The organism is Microbacterium mcarthurae (genome assembly GCF_046064585.1).
Classification (GTDB): Bacteria; Actinomycetota; Actinomycetes; order Actinomycetales; family Microbacteriaceae; genus Microbacterium; species Microbacterium mcarthurae.
Window position 1 is genome coordinate 187,091 of the sequence record NZ_JAROCE010000001.1, and the last position, 15,672, is coordinate 202,762.

Annotated in this window: 22 protein-coding genes; 6 read left to right on the forward strand and 16 right to left on the reverse strand. The window is 69.4% G+C overall.

Annotation, left to right across the window (positions count from 1 at the left end; translation table 11 throughout):
- Positions 1 to 9: 9 nt before the first annotated feature.
- The 7 genes from P5G46_RS00870 to pdxS form a co-directional block, all read right to left on the reverse strand.
- Entirely contained in the window at positions 10 to 462 is a 453-nt protein-coding gene (locus tag P5G46_RS00870) for a preprotein translocase subunit YajC (RefSeq protein WP_375095626.1), read from the reverse strand.
- A gap of 79 nt (positions 463 to 541) precedes the next feature.
- Positions 542 to 1,591: a Holliday junction branch migration DNA helicase RuvB gene (gene ruvB, locus P5G46_RS00875; protein WP_239275203.1), complete on the reverse strand. Its 1,050-nt coding sequence runs from the start codon at positions 1,589 to 1,591 to the stop codon at positions 542 to 544.
- Positions 1,584 to 2,204: a Holliday junction branch migration protein RuvA gene (gene ruvA, locus P5G46_RS00880; protein ID WP_408904754.1), complete on the reverse strand. Its 621-nt coding sequence runs from the start codon at positions 2,202 to 2,204 to the stop codon at positions 1,584 to 1,586. Before ruvA ends, ruvB begins: the two co-directional genes overlap by 8 nt.
- A gap of 9 nt (positions 2,205 to 2,213) precedes the next feature.
- The gene (ruvC, locus tag P5G46_RS00885) at positions 2,214 to 2,819 is read right to left on the reverse strand and encodes a crossover junction endodeoxyribonuclease RuvC (protein WP_408904755.1); all 606 of its coding nucleotides are present in this window, start codon (positions 2,817 to 2,819) and stop codon (positions 2,214 to 2,216) included.
- Between the two features lie 47 nt (positions 2,820 to 2,866).
- Positions 2,867 to 3,625 carry a YebC/PmpR family DNA-binding transcriptional regulator gene (locus P5G46_RS00890; protein ID WP_239275207.1) on the reverse strand — a complete coding sequence of 253 codons (759 nt, stop codon included), beginning with the start codon at positions 3,623 to 3,625 and terminating at the stop codon, positions 2,867 to 2,869.
- A 10-nt stretch (positions 3,626 to 3,635) separates the two neighbouring features.
- A complete protein-coding gene (gene pdxT, locus P5G46_RS00895; protein ID WP_408904756.1) occupies positions 3,636 to 4,256 on the reverse strand; it encodes a pyridoxal 5'-phosphate synthase glutaminase subunit PdxT in 621 nt (206 codons plus the stop codon).
- Positions 4,246 to 5,130, reverse strand: a complete 885-nt coding sequence (gene pdxS, locus P5G46_RS00900) for a pyridoxal 5'-phosphate synthase lyase subunit PdxS (protein WP_228162827.1) — start codon at positions 5,128 to 5,130, stop codon at positions 4,246 to 4,248. The genes pdxT and pdxS overlap by 11 nt, the downstream gene beginning before the upstream one ends.
- Before the next feature lie 95 nt (positions 5,131 to 5,225).
- Between pdxS and P5G46_RS00905 the strand changes: the two genes are divergently transcribed.
- The gene (locus P5G46_RS00905) at positions 5,226 to 6,566 is read left to right on the forward strand and encodes an aminotransferase class I/II-fold pyridoxal phosphate-dependent enzyme (protein WP_408904757.1); all 1,341 of its coding nucleotides are present in this window, start codon (positions 5,226 to 5,228) and stop codon (positions 6,564 to 6,566) included.
- Positions 6,563 to 7,414 carry a pyridoxal kinase PdxY gene (gene pdxY, locus P5G46_RS00910; RefSeq protein ID WP_408904758.1) on the forward strand — a complete coding sequence of 284 codons (852 nt, stop codon included), beginning with the start codon at positions 6,563 to 6,565 and terminating at the stop codon, positions 7,412 to 7,414. Before P5G46_RS00905 ends, pdxY begins: the two co-directional genes overlap by 4 nt.
- Before the next feature lie 89 nt (positions 7,415 to 7,503).
- Here pdxY and P5G46_RS00915 read toward each other — a convergent pair whose 3' ends face one another.
- The 3 genes from P5G46_RS00915 to thrS are packed head-to-tail and all read right to left on the reverse strand — an operon-like array spanning position 7,504 to position 10,742.
- The gene (locus tag P5G46_RS00915) at positions 7,504 to 8,115 is read right to left on the reverse strand and encodes a hypothetical protein (protein WP_375095619.1); all 612 of its coding nucleotides are present in this window, start codon (positions 8,113 to 8,115) and stop codon (positions 7,504 to 7,506) included.
- A 54-nt stretch (positions 8,116 to 8,169) separates the two neighbouring features.
- Positions 8,170 to 8,736 carry an HIT family protein gene (locus P5G46_RS00920; RefSeq protein ID WP_408904759.1) on the reverse strand — a complete coding sequence of 189 codons (567 nt, stop codon included), beginning with the start codon at positions 8,734 to 8,736 and terminating at the stop codon, positions 8,170 to 8,172.
- A complete protein-coding gene (thrS, locus tag P5G46_RS00925) occupies positions 8,733 to 10,742 on the reverse strand; it encodes a threonine--tRNA ligase (protein ID WP_408904760.1) in 2,010 nt (669 codons plus the stop codon). Before thrS ends, P5G46_RS00920 begins: the two co-directional genes overlap by 4 nt.
- An 81-nt stretch (positions 10,743 to 10,823) precedes the next feature.
- Between thrS and P5G46_RS00930 the strand changes: the two genes are divergently transcribed.
- Positions 10,824 to 11,975 (forward strand): SLC13 family permease, encoded by a 1,152-nt coding sequence (locus tag P5G46_RS00930; protein ID WP_408904761.1) that lies wholly within the window; start codon positions 10,824 to 10,826, stop codon positions 11,973 to 11,975.
- A gap of 1 nt (position 11,976) precedes the next feature.
- On the opposite strand, the gene P5G46_RS00935 is transcribed toward P5G46_RS00930, so the two are convergent.
- From P5G46_RS00935 to P5G46_RS00945, 3 genes are all read right to left on the reverse strand, one after another.
- Positions 11,977 to 12,369 carry a TIGR03618 family F420-dependent PPOX class oxidoreductase gene (locus P5G46_RS00935; protein WP_408904762.1) on the reverse strand — a complete coding sequence of 131 codons (393 nt, stop codon included), beginning with the start codon at positions 12,367 to 12,369 and terminating at the stop codon, positions 11,977 to 11,979.
- Between the two features lie 44 nt (positions 12,370 to 12,413).
- Positions 12,414 to 12,803 (reverse strand): DUF7882 family protein, encoded by a 390-nt coding sequence (locus tag P5G46_RS00940; RefSeq protein WP_408904763.1) that lies wholly within the window; start codon positions 12,801 to 12,803, stop codon positions 12,414 to 12,416.
- 162 nt (positions 12,804 to 12,965) lie between these two features.
- On the reverse strand, positions 12,966 to 13,379 hold the full coding sequence (locus tag P5G46_RS00945; RefSeq protein WP_408904764.1) for a PPOX class F420-dependent oxidoreductase: 414 nt from the start codon (positions 13,377 to 13,379) through the stop codon (positions 12,966 to 12,968).
- A gap of 158 nt (positions 13,380 to 13,537) precedes the next feature.
- Here P5G46_RS00945 and P5G46_RS00950 point away from each other — a divergent pair, with 158 nt between their 5' ends.
- On the forward strand, positions 13,538 to 13,873 hold the full coding sequence (locus P5G46_RS00950; protein ID WP_408904765.1) for a hypothetical protein: 336 nt from the start codon (positions 13,538 to 13,540) through the stop codon (positions 13,871 to 13,873).
- A 105-nt stretch (positions 13,874 to 13,978) separates the two neighbouring features.
- Here P5G46_RS00950 and P5G46_RS00955 read toward each other — a convergent pair whose 3' ends face one another.
- Both P5G46_RS00955 and P5G46_RS00960 read right to left on the reverse strand, forming a co-directional pair.
- Positions 13,979 to 14,161 carry a hypothetical protein gene (locus P5G46_RS00955; RefSeq protein ID WP_408904766.1) on the reverse strand — a complete coding sequence of 61 codons (183 nt, stop codon included), beginning with the start codon at positions 14,159 to 14,161 and terminating at the stop codon, positions 13,979 to 13,981.
- 78 nt (positions 14,162 to 14,239) lie between these two features.
- The gene (locus tag P5G46_RS00960) at positions 14,240 to 14,407 is read right to left on the reverse strand and encodes a hypothetical protein (protein ID WP_408904767.1); all 168 of its coding nucleotides are present in this window, start codon (positions 14,405 to 14,407) and stop codon (positions 14,240 to 14,242) included.
- A gap of 274 nt (positions 14,408 to 14,681) precedes the next feature.
- Here P5G46_RS00960 and P5G46_RS00965 point away from each other — a divergent pair, with 274 nt between their 5' ends.
- Both P5G46_RS00965 and P5G46_RS00970 read left to right on the forward strand, forming a co-directional pair.
- On the forward strand, positions 14,682 to 14,921 hold the full coding sequence (locus P5G46_RS00965) for a hypothetical protein (RefSeq protein WP_408904768.1): 240 nt from the start codon (positions 14,682 to 14,684) through the stop codon (positions 14,919 to 14,921).
- Between the two features lie 87 nt (positions 14,922 to 15,008).
- Positions 15,009 to 15,239: a hypothetical protein gene (locus P5G46_RS00970; protein WP_408904769.1), complete on the forward strand. Its 231-nt coding sequence runs from the start codon at positions 15,009 to 15,011 to the stop codon at positions 15,237 to 15,239.
- A gap of 143 nt (positions 15,240 to 15,382) precedes the next feature.
- Here the strand turns inward: P5G46_RS00970 and P5G46_RS00975 are convergent, their stop codons facing one another.
- Positions 15,383 to 15,562 (reverse strand): hypothetical protein, encoded by a 180-nt coding sequence (locus P5G46_RS00975; RefSeq protein ID WP_408904770.1) that lies wholly within the window; start codon positions 15,560 to 15,562, stop codon positions 15,383 to 15,385.
- Between the last annotated feature and the right edge of the window lie 110 nt (positions 15,563 to 15,672).

Consider the following 15,672-nt stretch of genomic DNA (forward strand, 5'->3'; position numbering starts at 1 on the left):
AAGCGGGCGTCAGACCTGCGGACGGTCCTTGTCGTCGCGGTCGGTCTCGGCCTGGCGGGCGGCGCGGTGGTCGTCGCTGATCGAGGTGATGTCACCGTCGGCGACACCGGCGATGTACTCGGCCTCGGTCTCTTCCGCCTCGATGAACTCGTCTTCGGTGACGTAGCCCTGAGCGGGGTTGACGACGCGGAGCACGGCCTGGCTGTGGACCTTGATGACCACACCGGGGGCGATCTCGACCTGGGCGGGCTTGTCGAGGTCTTCCCCGTCGTACTCGACGACCGTGCCGTACAGGCCGCCCTGCAGCAGCACCTCGGCGCCGGGCACGGTCTGCCGCGCCTTCTCTTCCAGTTCCAGCTTCTGCTTCTGCATGCGGCGACGCGAGCTCCAGAACATGAAGACCAGCAGGCCGATCAGCAGGATGATCAGGCCGTAGTTGGCGAAGAAGTTCGCGAAATCCATGGAGGCGGTGCACCTTTCGATTCAGGCGCGCCGTGCGGCACTGCCTGGAGGGGTCGGGGAATCCCTCGCCGAGTATAGGTCATCCCCCTTGACTGAATCGGAGCAGTCCGTCCGGGTGAGGAGCGCCGAGGTGGTCATACGCCTCGGGTGTGGCGACTCGGCCCCGCGGTGTGCGTCCCATGAACCCGATGCGCACGAGGTAGGGCTCCACCACGGACTCGATGGTCTCGGGTTCCTCCCCCACCGCGACGGCGAGCGTGCTGAGCCCCACGGGACCTCCGCGGAAGCGTCGCACGAGCGCGTCGAGCACCGCCCGGTCGAGGCGGTCGAGGCCGATGGCATCCACGTCATACAGGTCGAGCGCCGCGTCGACGGTGCGCACGTCGGCGTCGCCGGCCTCCGCGCCCGTCGAGGGGCCGTGGACGACGAGGTAGTCGCGCACACGCCGCAGCAACCGGTTGGCGATGCGGGGGGTGCCGCGCGAGCGGCGGGCGATCTCGGAACGAGCGGTGCCGGGGAGCCCCACGTCGAGCATGGATGCCGAGCGCGAGACGACGCGCTCGAGCTCCTCCGGCTCGTAGTACTCCAGATGCGCGGTGAAACCGAAGCGGTCGCGCAGGGGGTTGGGGAGGAGGCCTGCGCGCGTGGTGGCGCCCACGAGGGTGAACGGCGCGAGGTCGAGGGGGATGCTCGTGGCACCCGCGCCCTTCCCCACCATGATGTCGATGCGGAAATCCTCCATCGCGAGGTACAGCATCTCTTCGGCCGAGCGGGCCATGCGGTGGATCTCGTCGATAAAGAGGACTTCGCCCGGCGTCAGTGACGACAGCAGTGCGGCGAGGTCGCCGGCGTGCTGGATCGCCGGTCCGCTCGAGAGGCGCAGCGGACGCCCGCTCTCGTGCGCCACGATCATCGCGAGCGTCGTCTTTCCCAGACCGGGAGGGCCGGACAGCAGGATGTGGTCGGGCGAGCGTTGCTGGATGCGGGCGGCGTCGAGCAGGAGCTGCAGCTGTCCGCGCACCTTCTGCTGACCGACGAACTCGCTCAGCGACGTCGGCCGCAGGGCGCCTTCGATCGCGAGCTCGGTCTCGTCGTCGGGTGTGCCCGCGTCGCGCACGACGTCAGCCACCGACGGGCTCCTTGCGCGCGGGGCCGAGGAGCGCGAGCGTCAGTCGGAGCAACGCCTGGACCGAGGCGCGGTCGGCCTCGGCGGCGTTCTCCGCGACGGATGCCACGGCCTCGGCGGCCACGCGTTCGCTCCAGCCGAGTCCGACCAGCGCCTGCGTCACCTGGACGGGTATCTGCCCGTGCGGGGCCACCGCGGCCGGCGCCTGTGCGGGCGCAACGGCCAGCTTGCCGGCCAGCTGCACGACGATGAGCTTCGCGGTCTTGGGGCCGATTCCCGACACGCGCTTGAACGGTGCATCGTCGTCGTCGGTCACCGCCTGGGCGATCTGCGGGACTGTCAAAGACGACAGCACACCCATCGCGGACTTCGGGCCCACCCCGGTCACCCCGATCAGCTGCGTGAACACGGTGAGCTCTTCGCGGGTCTCGAAGCCGAAGAGCGACAGTGCGTCCTCCCGAACGACCAGATGCGTGTGCAGGTGCACCGGGTCGCCGACATGGGTCGTGCGGGCCACCTGCGGCGTCACGGCGACGGAGAGCCCGACTCCCCCGACGACCACGACGAGCGTGTCGTCGCCGACGTGCGCGGCCGCGCCCTGCAGCGAAGAGATCATGCGTCGAGCCTACGCGCCCGTTCGGACCTTTGTTCGAGCGACACGCGCCGCGGGGGGTGCCTGCCGCTTCTCGGCATCCCGCCAGGCCTTCTGCGCCGGGGTCAGGGCGCCACTGGTTGCGGGTGTCGCTGGTCCCCCGCGCCAGGCGTGGCACAGCGCGAGGGCCAGGGCGTCGGCCGCGTCCGCCGGCTGCGGAAGTGCCTCGAGGCGCAGCACGCGTGCCACCATCGTCTGCACCTGCAGCTTGTCCGCCGAGCCGTACCCGGTGATGGCGGCCTTGACCTCGCTGGGGGTGTGAGTGGCGGCCGGGATGCCGTGCTCCGCCGCCAGAAGCAACGCGATGCCGCTCGCCTGCGCGGTTCCCATGACCGAGTGCCGGTTGTTCTGGGCGAAGACCCGCTCCACGGCGACGACGTGCGGACCGTGCGCGGCGAGCACGCTGCGGATGCCGGCCGCGATCGTGGCGAGCCGCTTCTCGATCGGATCGGAAACGGCGGAGCGCACGACCCCGACGTGCACGAGCGACGCCGTGCGGTCGGGTGACACGTCGACGACGCCGATGCCGCAGCGCGTCAGGCCCGGGTCGATACCGAGGACACGCAGCGAACGAGACACGACCCCCACGCTACGCGCGGGGGTCGTGGAGTCGAGCAGGGCGCGCCCTACTCGTCGTTCTCGAGCTCGGCCTGCACCTCGGGGGTCAGGTCGAAGTTCGTGTACACGTTCTGCACGTCGTCGCTGTCTTCGAGCGCGTCGATGAGGCGGAACACCTTGCGCGCGGTGTCGGCGTCGACCTCGACCTTGAGCGAGGGGACGAACTCCACGTCGGCGGAGTCGTACTCGATGCCGGCCTCCTGCAGCGCAGAGCGGACGGTCACGAGGTCGCTCGCCTCGGTGATGACGCCGAAGCCCTCGCCGTGCGGTTCGACCTCTTCGGCGCCGGCTTCGAGGACCGCGAGCATGACGTCATCCTCGGTCGTTCCCTCGGAGGGGACGACGATGACGCCCTTGCGGCTGAAGTTGTACGCGACGCTCCCCGGGTCGGCGAGGGTGCCGCCGTTGCGGCTGAGCGCCGTACGGACCTCGGCGGCGGCGCGGTTCTTGTTGTCGGTCAGACACTCGATGAGGAACGCGACACCGTTGGGGCCGTAGCCCTCGTACATGATCGAGGAGTACTCGACGGCCTCGCCGCCGATGCCGGCGCCGCGCTTGATGGCGCGGTCGATGTTGTCTTTGGGGACCGAGGTCTTCTTGGCCTTGAGCACCGCGTCGAAGAGCGTCGGGTTGCCCTGGAGGTCCGGCCCGCCGAGCTTGGCGGCGACCTCGATGTTCTTGATGAGCTTGGCCCACGACTTGGCGCGGCGGGCGTCGACGACCGCCTTCTTGTGCTTGGTCGTGGCCCATTTGGAGTGTCCGGACATGAGTTCCAGTCTAGAACGAGGGCGCCGAGACCCCGGCGCGATTGCGGACGCGGTGGAGGAACCGGGCGTGGAAGCGCGTCTCGCCGGTGGATTCGGGGTGGAACGACAGCCCGAGCAGGTTGTTCTGCTCGACGGCGACGACCCGTCCATCGGGCAGACTCGCGAGCGGGGTGGCATCCGGTCCCACCTCGGTCACCACGGGCGCACGGATGAAGACGGCGTGGACCGGCGGATCGCCGAGGGCGGGGACGTCGAGGTCGGTCTCGAACGACTGCGCCTGGGAGCCGAAGGCATTGCGCCGGACACGCACGTCGAGGCCCCCGAAGGTCAGCTGACCCTCGATGGCGCCGTCGAGGCGGTCGGCCAGCAGGATGAGACCCGCGCACGTGCCGAGCACGGGCATGCCGTCGGCGATCGCCGCGCGGATCGGGTCGCGCAGGTCGAAGGCGCGGGAGAGCTTATCGATCACGCTCGACTCGCCGCCGGGGAGGACGAGTCCGTCGACCTCGGCGAGTTCTGACGCCCGCCGCACGGGCCGAGCGTCGGCGCCCAGGTCCGCGAGCACGTGAAGGTGCTCACGGACGTCGCCCTGAAGGGCGAGGACGCCGACGCGGGGGCTGTTACCAGCCACGCTCGGCCAGGCGGTGCGGTGCGGGCAGATCGGCGACGTTGATGCCGACCATCGCCTCGCCGAGACCGCGCGAGGCCTCGGCGACGATCTTGGGGTCGTCGTGGAAGGTGGTGGCCTTCACGATCGCCGCCGCGCGCTGCGCCGGGTTGCCCGACTTGAAGATGCCCGAGCCGACGAAGACGCCGTCCGCGCCGAGCTGCATCATCATGGCGGCGTCGGCGGGGGTGGCCACTCCCCCGGCGGTGAAGAGCACCACGGGGAGCTTCCCGGTCTCGGCGATCTCGGCGACCAGCTCGTACGGTGCCTGCAGCTCCTTGGCGGCGACGTAGAGCTCGTCCTTCGTCTTGGCGCGCAGCGCGTTGATCTCGCCGGTGATCGTGCGGATGTGCTTGGTCGCCTCGGAGACATCACCGGTGCCGGCTTCGCCCTTCGAGCGGATCATGGCCGCACCCTCGGTGATGCGGCGCAGGGCCTCGCCGAGGTTGGTGGCGCCGCACACGAACGGCACGGTGAAGTTCCACTTGTCGATGTGGTTGACGTAGTCGGCCGGCGAGAGGACCTCGGACTCGTCGATGTAGTCGACGCCGAGCTCCTGCAGGATCTGCGCCTCGACGAAGTGTCCGATGCGCGCCTTCGCCATCACCGGGATCGAGACGGATGCCACGATGTCGTCGATCAGGTCGGGATCGCTCATGCGCGCCACGCCGCCCTGGGCGCGGATGTCGGCGGGCACGCGCTCGAGCGCCATGACAGCGACGGCGCCGGCGTCCTCGGCGATACGGGCTTGCTCGGCCGTGACGACGTCCATGATGACGCCGCCCTTGAGCATCTCGGCGAGTCCGCGCTTGACGCGGGAGGTTCCGGTGTCGGTCATTGTCGATTCCCTTCGCGCTTCGGGGCGCTTTGTTTGGCTTAGGCCAAACCGTAGCATGACGCAGGACATAGGCTGAAGGAAGCGAAAGGGGGCGCATGGCCGTCGACATCATCGGGCGCTCGGCATCCGAGATCGCCGCGAGTCTGCGCGAGCGCATCGAGCGCGGCCACCTCCAGGCCGGCGATGCGCTGCCGCCCGTGCGGGCGCTGGCGACGGAGCTCGGCGTCAACCGGAACACGGTCGTCGCGGCGTACCGCCTTCTCGCGCAGGCGGGGCTCGTCGTGGCGCGCGGGCGCGGTGGCACACGGGTCGCGGGACACGCGCCCGTGGCCCAGGAGGGGTATGCCGCCGGGACGGTGCTGCGCGACGTCGGCACCGGAAACCCCGATCCGGCGCTCATCCCCGACCCGGCCGCGGCGCTCGCTCGCTCCGGCCGCCCCGTGCTGTACGGCGAGCCGGTCGTCGACCCCGGGCTCGAGGCGTGGGCGCGCGAATGGATGGCCGAGGGCCTTCCCTCCGGTGCCCCGCGCATCACCGTGACCAGCGGCGCGAGCGACGCGATCGAGCGCCTGCTCGCCCTGGCCCTGCAGCGCGAGGATGCCGTCGCGCTGGAAGACCCGTGCTTCCTCTCCGCCCTGCACACCGTGCGGCAGGGTGGCTACCGCGCGGTGCCGGTCGCGGTGGATGCCGAGGGCATGACCGTCGACGGGCTGCGTGCCGCGCTCGCGGACGGCGTTCGGGCGGTCATCTGCACGCCGCGCGCCCACAACCCCACCGGTGCGAGCCTCACCGCGGAGCGCGCCGCGCAGCTCCGGGCGGTGCTCGCCGACCATCCGTACGTGCTGGTGATCGAGGACGACCACTTCTCTCTGCTCTCACGGGCGCCGCTGCACTCCGTGATCGGCGAGACGCAGCAGCGGTGGGCGCGGATCCGGTCGGTGTCGAAGTTCCTCGGACCCGACATGTGCCTGGCCGTCGTGGCATCCGATGTCGAAACCGCCGAACGCCTCGCGCTGCGTCTCACCCCCGGCACGACGTGGGTGAGTCACATCCTGCAACGTCTGACGCTCGCTCTCGTCACCGACCCGGAAGTCCGTGCCGGTATCGACCGGGCGGCGGCGCACTACGCGCGACGCAACGACGCCTTCGCTGCGGCCCTGACCGCGCGCGGACTCCCTCTCGTCGTGGGCGATGGCCTGAACCTGTGGGTGCCGCTCCCGGCACCGGCCGCCCAGGTGCGTGAAGACCTCATGCGGCGGGGGTGGCTCGTCCGCGACGGGGACCACTTCTTCCTCTCCCCCGAGGCCGCCGGCGACTACCTCCGTCTCACCGTGCATCAGCTCGACGATGCCGAGGCGGCGTCGCTCGCCGACGACCTCTCCAGCGCCGTGGCCGCGCTCCGCCCGTCCGCACGAGGTGGGAGGATCGAGGGATGAAGGTGCTCTCGATCCAGTCCGCCGTCGCCTACGGCCACGTCGGAAACTCCGCCGCCGTCTTCCCGCTGCAGCGCATCGGGGTCGAGGTGCTGCCGGTGTACACGGTCAACTTCTCCAACCACACCGGGTACGGCGCGTGGCGAGGTCCGCTCATCTCTCCCGCCGACGTCGCCGACGTCATCACGGGGATCGAAGAGCGCGGAGTCTTCGGCGACATCGACGTCGTGCTGTCGGGCTATCAGGGCGGCGAAGGCATCGCCGACGTGATCATCGACACGGTGGCCCGAGTGAAGAAGGCGAATCCGGATGCCGTCTACGCGTGCGACCCCGTGATGGGCAATGCGAAGTCCGGATGCTTCGTCGCCCCGGCCATTCCCGAGCTGCTGCGGGAGCGCGTCGTCCCCGTCGCCGACATCATCACGCCCAACCAGTTCGAGCTGGGATTCCTCACCGGGACCGACCCGGGGAGCATCGAGTCGACCCTGGAGTCGGCTGACCTCGTCCGCGCGCGCGGGCCGCGCACGGTGCTGGTCACGAGCGTCGAGCGCCCCGACCGTGAGCCGGACACCATCGAGATGATGGTCGTCGACGACTCGGGTGCGTGGATCGTGCAGACCCCGCTCATCCCGATGAAGGCGAACGGCTCCGGAGACGTGACCGCTGCGTTGTTCACCGCGCACTTCCGTCGGACGGGGGATGCCGCCGACGCTCTCGCGCGCACCGCGTCGAGCGTGTTCGATCTGCTTTCGAACACGTACGAGTCCGGTTCCCGCGAGCTGCGGCTCGTCGAGTCCCAGGAGGCCTACGCGCACCCGCGCCTCCAGTTCTCCGTCCGTCAGCTGCGCTGACCTCTACCGGGCGCGAGTTGCCAAGATTTGTCGCCCGAGGCTGCGCCCGGGCGACAAATCTTGGCAACTCGCGCCTCGGCGGCGGGGAGTCAGCCGCCGTAGACCTCCGTGTAGGCGTCGATCCACGCGTCGCCGTCGTCGGGGCACAGGAACGTCGTTCCGTAGACCATGAGGCTCGCGATCGGGGCTTCGGCCGCCGTGCGCTCGCTCCCCTGCAGTTCGGCGGGGACGAGCTGGGCGAAGATCGGCGAGGTGGCGACGTGGGCCTGCAGCGTGGTGGCATCCACCACGTGTGAACTGAGGATCGCCGTCTCGCACGCATCCGCGACGAGGGCGAGCGAGAGGCTCTCGTCCTGGGCCGTCCACTCCACGCCCTGCTCCTGGGCGTAGGCCTTCTGCTCGTCGATGAACTGCTTCTGCGCGGGGGTGACCGCGACCAGCGGGGTGCCGTCCAGAGGAAGCTGCTGTTCTTCGAAGAAGCGCTCGCGCTCGGCGAACGGGTCGTCGAGGTCGTCGTCCGTGCCCGGGCTCGTCGGGTCGTCGGGCAGCGGCGCGGGGTCGGATGGTTCGGCCGGTGCGGTGAGCGGCGCGCCTGCTGCATCGGGTCCGAGCGGGCTCGGGAGCCGGATGCATCCGGTTGTCGTGCCGAGCGCCGCGACGAGGACGAGGGAGAGGGCGAGGGGACGCAGGCGAGCCTTCATCTCCTCACCGTAGCGTCGTGGGACGCGACCCCGGGTGGGCTTGCAGTGGAGTCGTCAGGCGTCCCAGGCTTCGGCCACGGCGCGGCGGACGTCTCCGAGAAGCTGCGGGAGGGCCTTGGTCTTGGCGATGATCGGGAAGAAGTTGGCATCCGACGCCCACCGCGGAACGATGTGCTGGTGCAGATGAGCGTCGACGCCGGCGCCGGCGATCGCCCCCTGGTTCATGCCCAGGTTGAAGCCGTCACAGCGCGACACCGCCCTCAGCACGCGCATCCCCTGCTGCGTGAGGGCGCCGATTTCGGCGACCTCTTCCTCGGTGGCCTGGTCGTACGTCGCGATGTGGCGGTACGGGCACACGAGCAGGTGCCCGGAGTTGTACGGGAACAGATTCAGCAGAACGTAGGCGGTCGTCCCACGCGCGACGATCAGCCCGTCCTCATCGGATTTGCCCGGAGCGGCGCAGAACGGGCAGTTCAGCTCCATCGGCTCGCGTCCGGCCTGGATGTAGGCCATGCGGTGCGGGGTCCACAGCCGCTGGAACTCGTCCGGCACGCCCGGGAGCTCCGCGGCCGCGATGATCTCGGCATCGCCGGCCGCGGAGGCATCCTGGTCGGTCGTCACGCGAGGTCCTCGGCCGTGTCGACGAGCGTCCGCGCCGCGATCGCTCCGGTGATGCGGGCGATGGCCTCATCGACCGGGATGCCGTTGAGCTGCGTGCCGTCGCGGAACCGGAACGACACCGTGCCTCCCGCGCGGTCGGCCTCGCCCGCGATGAGCTGGAGCGGAACTTTCTGCGTGGTGTGCGTGCGGATCTTCTTCTGCATGCGGTCGTCGCTGTGGTCGACCTCGGCGCGCACGCCCTTGGTGCGCAGTTCCGCGACGATGCCGTCGAGGTACTCGCCGTACTCCGCCGCCACCGGGACGGCCACCACCTGCACGGGCGAGAGCCACACGGGGAACGCGCCGGCGTAGTGCTCGAGCAGGATCGCGAAGAAGCGCTCGACCGAGCCGAACAGCGCGCGGTGGATCATCACGGGGCGGTGCTTCTCACCATCGGGCCCCGTGTACTCCAGCTCGAAGCGTTCGGGCTGGTTGAAGTCGAGCTGAATCGTCGACATCTGCCACGTCCGGCCGATCGCATCGCGCGCCTGCACGGAGATCTTCGGGCCGTAGAACGCCGCGCCGCCCGGGTCGGGCACGAGCTCGAGGCCGGAGGCCTCGGCCACCTCGCGGAGGGTGTCGGTCGCCTCGGTCCACAGGGCGTCGTCACCGATGAACTTCGGGTTTCCCTCTTCCTTCGTCGACAGCTCGAGGTAGAAGTCGTTCAGCCCGTAGTCGCGCAGGGTCTGCAGCACGAAGTCGAGGCTGTGCGTGAGTTCCGCCTTCACCTGGTCGGCGGTGACGTAGATGTGGGTGTCGTCCTGCGTCATCCCGCGCACGCGTGTGAGGCCCGCGAGCGTTCCGCTCTTCTCGTAGCGGTAGACCGAACCGAACTCGCTCAGGCGCAGCGGCAGCTCGCGGTAGCTGCGTCCGCGCGAGCGGAAGATGAGGTTGTGGAACGGGCAGTTCATGGGCTTCAGGTAGTACTCCTGGCCCTCGCGTGACACGTGCCCGTCGGCATCCACCACCTCGTCGAGCACCATCGGGGGGTACATGCCATCGGCGTACCACTGCAGGTGGCCGCTGGTCATGAACAGGTCGCCCTTCGTGATGTGGGGCGTGTTCACCACCTGGTAGCCGCTGGCGAGGAGCCGCTCGCGCATGTAGCGCTCGATCTCGTACCGGATGATGCCGCCCTTGGGGTGGAACACCGAGAGGCCCGGCCCGATCTCCTCGGGGAACGAGAAGAGGTCGAGGTCCTTCCCGAGCTTGCGGTGGTCGCGCTTGGCGGCCTCCTCGAGACGGTGCTGGTACGCGCGCAGGTCGTCCTTGGTCGCCCACGCGGTGCCGTAGATGCGCTGCAGCTGAGGGTTCTTCTCGCTGCCGCGCCAGTACGCGCCGGCGATGCGGGTGAGGTCCCAGCCGTTGCCGACGAGGCGCGTGCCGGGGACGTGCGGGCCTCGGCAGAGGTCTTTCCACACCGTCTCGCCGTCGCGGTTGACGTTGTCGTAGATCGTCAGCTCGCCCGCGCCCACTTCGACGCTCGCGCCCTCGGCGGCCTCGGCGGATCCGCCCTTCAAGCCGATGAGCTCGAGCTTGAACGGCTCGTCGACGAGCTCAGCCCGCGCCTCGTCGTCGGTGACCACGCGGCGGACGAACCGCTGGTTCTCGCGGACGATGCGCTCCATCTCCTTCTTGATGACCTTGAGGTCTTCCGGAGTGAACGGATCGTCGACCTGGAAGTCGTAGTAGAACCCGTCGGTGACGGGCGGGCCGATGCCGAGGTTCGCCTGCGGCTTGACCCGCTGCACCGCTTGGGCGAGCACGTGCGCCGTCGAGTGCCGCAGGATCGAGAGGCCATCGGCGCTGTCGATCGTGACCGGCTCGACCTCGTCGTCGGCCGTGACGGTCGTGGCGAGGTCTTTCAGCTCACCGTTCACGCGCAGGGCGACGACCGAACGGTCGGGGAAGAGGGCGAAGCCGTCGGCGGGATAGGTCTGCTCCGACGGCAGGGCGGCATCAGTCAAGGCGGTCTCCTGGATGGGTCGGTTCCAGGCTACCCGCCGGGCGTGACCTCGACGGCACGCCCGGTGCCCCATAGTGGAGCGGTGACTCTGGCCATCATCGGCGGCGTGCTGTGGCTCCTCGGCATCGTCGCTCTCGCCGTCGGTATCCTCCCCGGCGACGAGGCCCTCGCCGTCGCCGACCGCGTGTGGCCCATCCTGCTGTTCGTCGTCGCCGTGACGATCGTGGCGGAACTGGCATCCAAGGCGGGGCTGTTCGACGTGGTCGCTGCACGCCTCGCGCGGCTCGCGCGGGGCCGGACCATGTGGCTGTGGGTGCTGGTGCTGGCCTTGGCCACGGTGGCGACGGCCTTCTTGTCCCTGGACACCACCGCCGTCCTGTTGACGCCGGTCGTGGTGGCGATGGCGGTCACCCGGAAGCTCGATCCGCTCCCCTTCGCGTTCGTCACGGTCGTGCTCGCCAACACGGCCTCTCTCGTGCTGCCCGTGTCGAACCTGACGAACCTGCTGGCCTCCGATGCGCTGGGCGGACACGACCCCATCGCGTTCCTCACCCTCCTCGGGCCGTCGGCGCTCATCGCGATCGCGGTATCGGTCGCGGTCCTCACGTCCGTGTTCCTGCGGAAGCTGCCACGGACCTACCCGGATGCCACGGCCCCCGCCGTCGCGGATCCGGTGCTGCTGCGCGTCTCCGCGGTCGTCACGGTCGCGCTGCTCCCGCTCCTGGTGATCGGACTGGAACCCTGGATGCCAGCACTCGCGGCCGCCGTCGTGCTCATCGTCGTGTTCGCGTGGCGTGCACCGCGGGCCCTTGGCATCCGTCTCGTCCCCTGGTCGCTCCTGGTGTTCGCGGGGGGTCTGTTCCTCGCGGTGGGGGCTCTCGAGGCCGTCGGTATCGGGCGGGTGACCTCGGTGCTCGCCGGGTCCGGCGACGACCTCGTCTCGCTGTGGCAGCTCGCCGGTGTCGGCGCCCTCGCGGCGAACGGCATCAACAACCTGCCCGCCTACTTGGCGATGGAATCGGTGGCCGGCTCGCCCGTGCGGCTCGCCGCCCTTCTCATCGGTGTGAATGCCGGGCCGATCGTGACCCCGTGGGCCTCGCTCGCCACGCTGCTGTGGCATGACCGTCTGGTGGCGGCGGGCGTTCGGGTGCGCTGGAGTCGTTTCGTGCTCATCGGCGCGGTGATCGCCCCGCTCATCCTCGTTCTTGCGGTGCTCCCGCTGGCCGCGGGATAGCTCAGCTCTCGTACGCCCGTGCCCACGCCCGGCGCGGCTCGATCACCCACGCGGCCAGGCCTTCGCGCATCGGGTAGGGGCGACCGGTGTACACACGCGCGACGTGATCGACGATGGGGAGGGCGTCATCGCCCTCTCGCCGTTCGACCGCGACGCCGCGCACGAATGCCATCGCGAACGGGTCGTCTACGGCGGTCACGGAGACGGCGACCCGCGGATCGCGGCGCAGGTTCTTATCCTTCAGCGCGTCGATCTCGGTGAAGAAGACGAGGCGCTCGCCTTCGACGGCGATCCACACCGGCACCGAGTGCGGAGAACCGTCGCTCATCAGGGTCGACAGATGGGCGACCGCTGTCGTCTCGAAGAAGGGCCGCGCCGCGTTCCAATTCGTCATGACCTCCACAACACGAGAACGCGACGTGCGCATTCCCCGCAGTGTCAGCTGTGGGCGGGCTCGGGCACCGGGGCGTTCGGGTTGGGAACCTCGCGGAAAACCATCTCTTCACGCGGGCCCGCCTCGCGCGCACTGTGGTCATCCGGCTCGGGCACAACATAGAGACCTCGCCCGGAGTTGGCGTTGTAGGTCAGGGCCTGCAACCACGCGTTGCTCAACTGGGGATTGCGGCTCCCGTGGTACTTGAACACGAGCGACACGTGCGGGTGGATGTAGACCGTCGTCCGGCCACCACCGATGCTGATGTCGTCTTTCCACGTGAAGGGAAAACTCTCGCCACGGCGAACCTTCGCCATAATCACCGCCTGCAGATGCGCGAGAAGACGATCTTCGAATTCCACTTTGATGTTGCCGTCGTACACGAACTTGCCCATGGAAACCTCCTGGGGACAGCCCGGCCGCGCATTCCTGACAAGAATGGGGACGCGGGTTCCGGGGGGTGTCACCGCTTCGTGCCCACGCTCTCGCGCTCCCTCACCGAACGCAAACCCTCTTGCGTCGAGTGCGTTTGGTGGGTATGGCCGTATCGCGCACTGTCAGCTCGCGCGGGAGATGCGAAGGATCACACGGTCGCCCGGGCGGCGTTGGACGCGACGGAGCAGCGCCTCGAACCCGATGATGGCGCGGAACTGCCACCCGTACTTGCGGCGCAGGGCGGCATCGGCGCGTGAGTCCTCGGTGCTCGGGCCGGCGACCCGCGCGTGGGCGTGCACGGTGATGGCATTTGGTGCGACGGCCCCCATCCGCGAACAGGGGCGCAGGATGACCCGATCGTCGTTGCGAAGCCGCTTGACCTTGCCGGTGTTGCGTTCGCTGGTGACGACGAGCTCGTCCCCGTCGCGCGCGATCCAGACCGGCGTGGCGACCTCGGCGCCGTTGCGTCGGAAGGTCGTGAGCGAGACGAACGGTGCGGACGCGATTTCACGCCACAGGGTGTCGGGGATGGTCATACGGCGACGCTACCGGCACCATCTCGACCGGCGGTGGGGTTGCATGTGGCGCGCGGCGTGCCCTGTTTCCGCGGCGTCGTGAACTGTTCACGTGAATGGAACATGCCGCGCCTCGCCGGCGGCGAAGGGCCGTGCGACCCTCGATGGAGGAGGTTCGCATGTCTCGCCACCACATCGCGACCCACGCCTACGACTTCCGTACGGGCTGGGTCCGTATCTCCCCCACCGTCATGACAGGGAACCAGGCTGCCGCCCTGCGGGACCGGGGGTTCACCATCATCCGGTCCCGTCGCGGGTGGTTCGGTACGCGGGAATTGCCGGTGAGCTGGTATCTCAGAGGTGCGACGGCGGGCATGCGAGAGTCGGCGCGCCAGCCGGTGGAACCGGCACGGTCGAGCTCGTCCATCGAAGAGACGCCGGATGCCGACGCGCGCGGACCGATGCGTAAGGCGACGCGACGCGCGCGCCCGCGGTCGATCGGGGACGAACGGTAGGGCGCGCCTCGGCTGAACGCTCCAGGCGCGGGAGCCTGACCATCCTCGGCACCGCGACGGTGGCCGTCTCGGACACCGGCCGCGGGTGAGGCTCGGGGTCGCGAATCAGCGTCGGTCGGCCGGAACCGGCAGGAGCGGAACGGCGAGGCCGGCGATGCAGAGCAACGGCAGCCACGACTGCATGATGACCGCGAGGACGATCCCGGTGACGGCCACGACACCGGCGACGAGCCACAACCAGAACCGGACCTGCCCTCTGTGCGAGTTCTCGAAACCGGATCCGTCCATGAGCCGACGCTAACAGAGACGATCGACCGGCCGTGAGGGCTGGACATTCGAGCCGCTACCCGCGCCGACGTCGTGAGCTCAGTCGATCTGGCGACGCACTTGGTCAAGCTCTCGGCCGAGGTCGGCGACGGCGCTGCCCAAGTACTCGACCGCCTTCGCGAGGTTTTCGGTCACCTCGTCGTGTGCCGCGAGTCGTGCGCGGCGCGCGTAGGTCGCTGCACTGCTGCCGTTGCTGGATGAACTCATGACGTGTCCCCCTGTCGGTGCTGGTTGCCGCACACGCTACCGACACCCCCCGACACCCCTGGGGGGAGACCCCGAACGCCGGTCACTGCCAGGTGCCCTGCGGAGCCTGGCAAAAGTCCCCCCTCACGAATTCGAACGCGACGCTGAATCGCGCTCACCCTGATTTGAGGGCATGATGCCCCGCCCGAGAGCCGCTTGCGGCATCTACCCCGCCTATCGCCGGCACCTCCGCGACAGGGAGCCGATCGACGCCGCCTGCAGGGAGGCGCAGAGGGTGCACGAGGCCGGCCGCAGCTCGAAGGCGGCCGGCGCGCCGTTCGTGGTGCCGGTCCCGGCTTTCGACGCGCTGCAGCGGGCCGGCGCGGAGGTCAACACGGCGATCGAGCGGCTGGCGGTCGCCGCGGCGGCTGACGAGTGGGGCGACATCATCACGCTCGGCGTCCAGCTCGAGCAGCAGCTCGACACCTGGTGCGAACTGGTCGACGAGCACACCCCTGTCGCACCCGCGAGTTAGGCGTGTCGGCGGCTGGCTCTAGAGTCGCTGGCGGGGGCCTACAGCGACACCGACGCTGACCCCGCGATTAGAGAAGGCATTCACGCCATGGCCACAAAGATTTACTACGACGGCAACACCTTCATCGCACCAGACCTCGACCTCACGAAGGCGGCGAACGACATCGGTCAGATGCTGACGGCGCCCGGTGCCCGCGCGCTCTGGACTGTCGACACTGACCAGGGTCGAGTCGTTTTCTCACTCACCCACAACATCCCGATCGCCCTCGCCGAGGTGCAGCCGAGCGCGTACGAGTCCGCCGGCCTCACCGTCGTCTGACCCTTCCGCGCGTGGATCCAACACTTGCAGCACTGATCGGCGCCGGTCTTGGCGCTGCGGCGACGGCCGTGGTCCCGGTGCTATCGTCACGTGCTCGACGGCGTGAGGCGATAGCGGAGCGTCAGCGGCAAGAAGCAGGCGCGTTACTCGAGGTCTGCATCCGCCTCCTGCACGCGAGGATGCGCGGTGACGGGGAGCTCTTCACGGTCGCTCATGCTGAGGGCGTCCTCGCGATCGAGCGGCTGCTGCTGACCGCTTCGCGCCGCGACGTAGACGAGCTGCAGCAGGTGACGGCGTTCGCGTTCGAGGCGATCAGCGAACAAGAGAACACCGCTCTCGCGTCTGTGGGCGTCGAGGCCATGGCTCAGGTCCTTCGGCGCTGGTGCCGCGGTGAGCTCCGCGGCTCGGCGATCGGCAACGCCTATGCACCTGC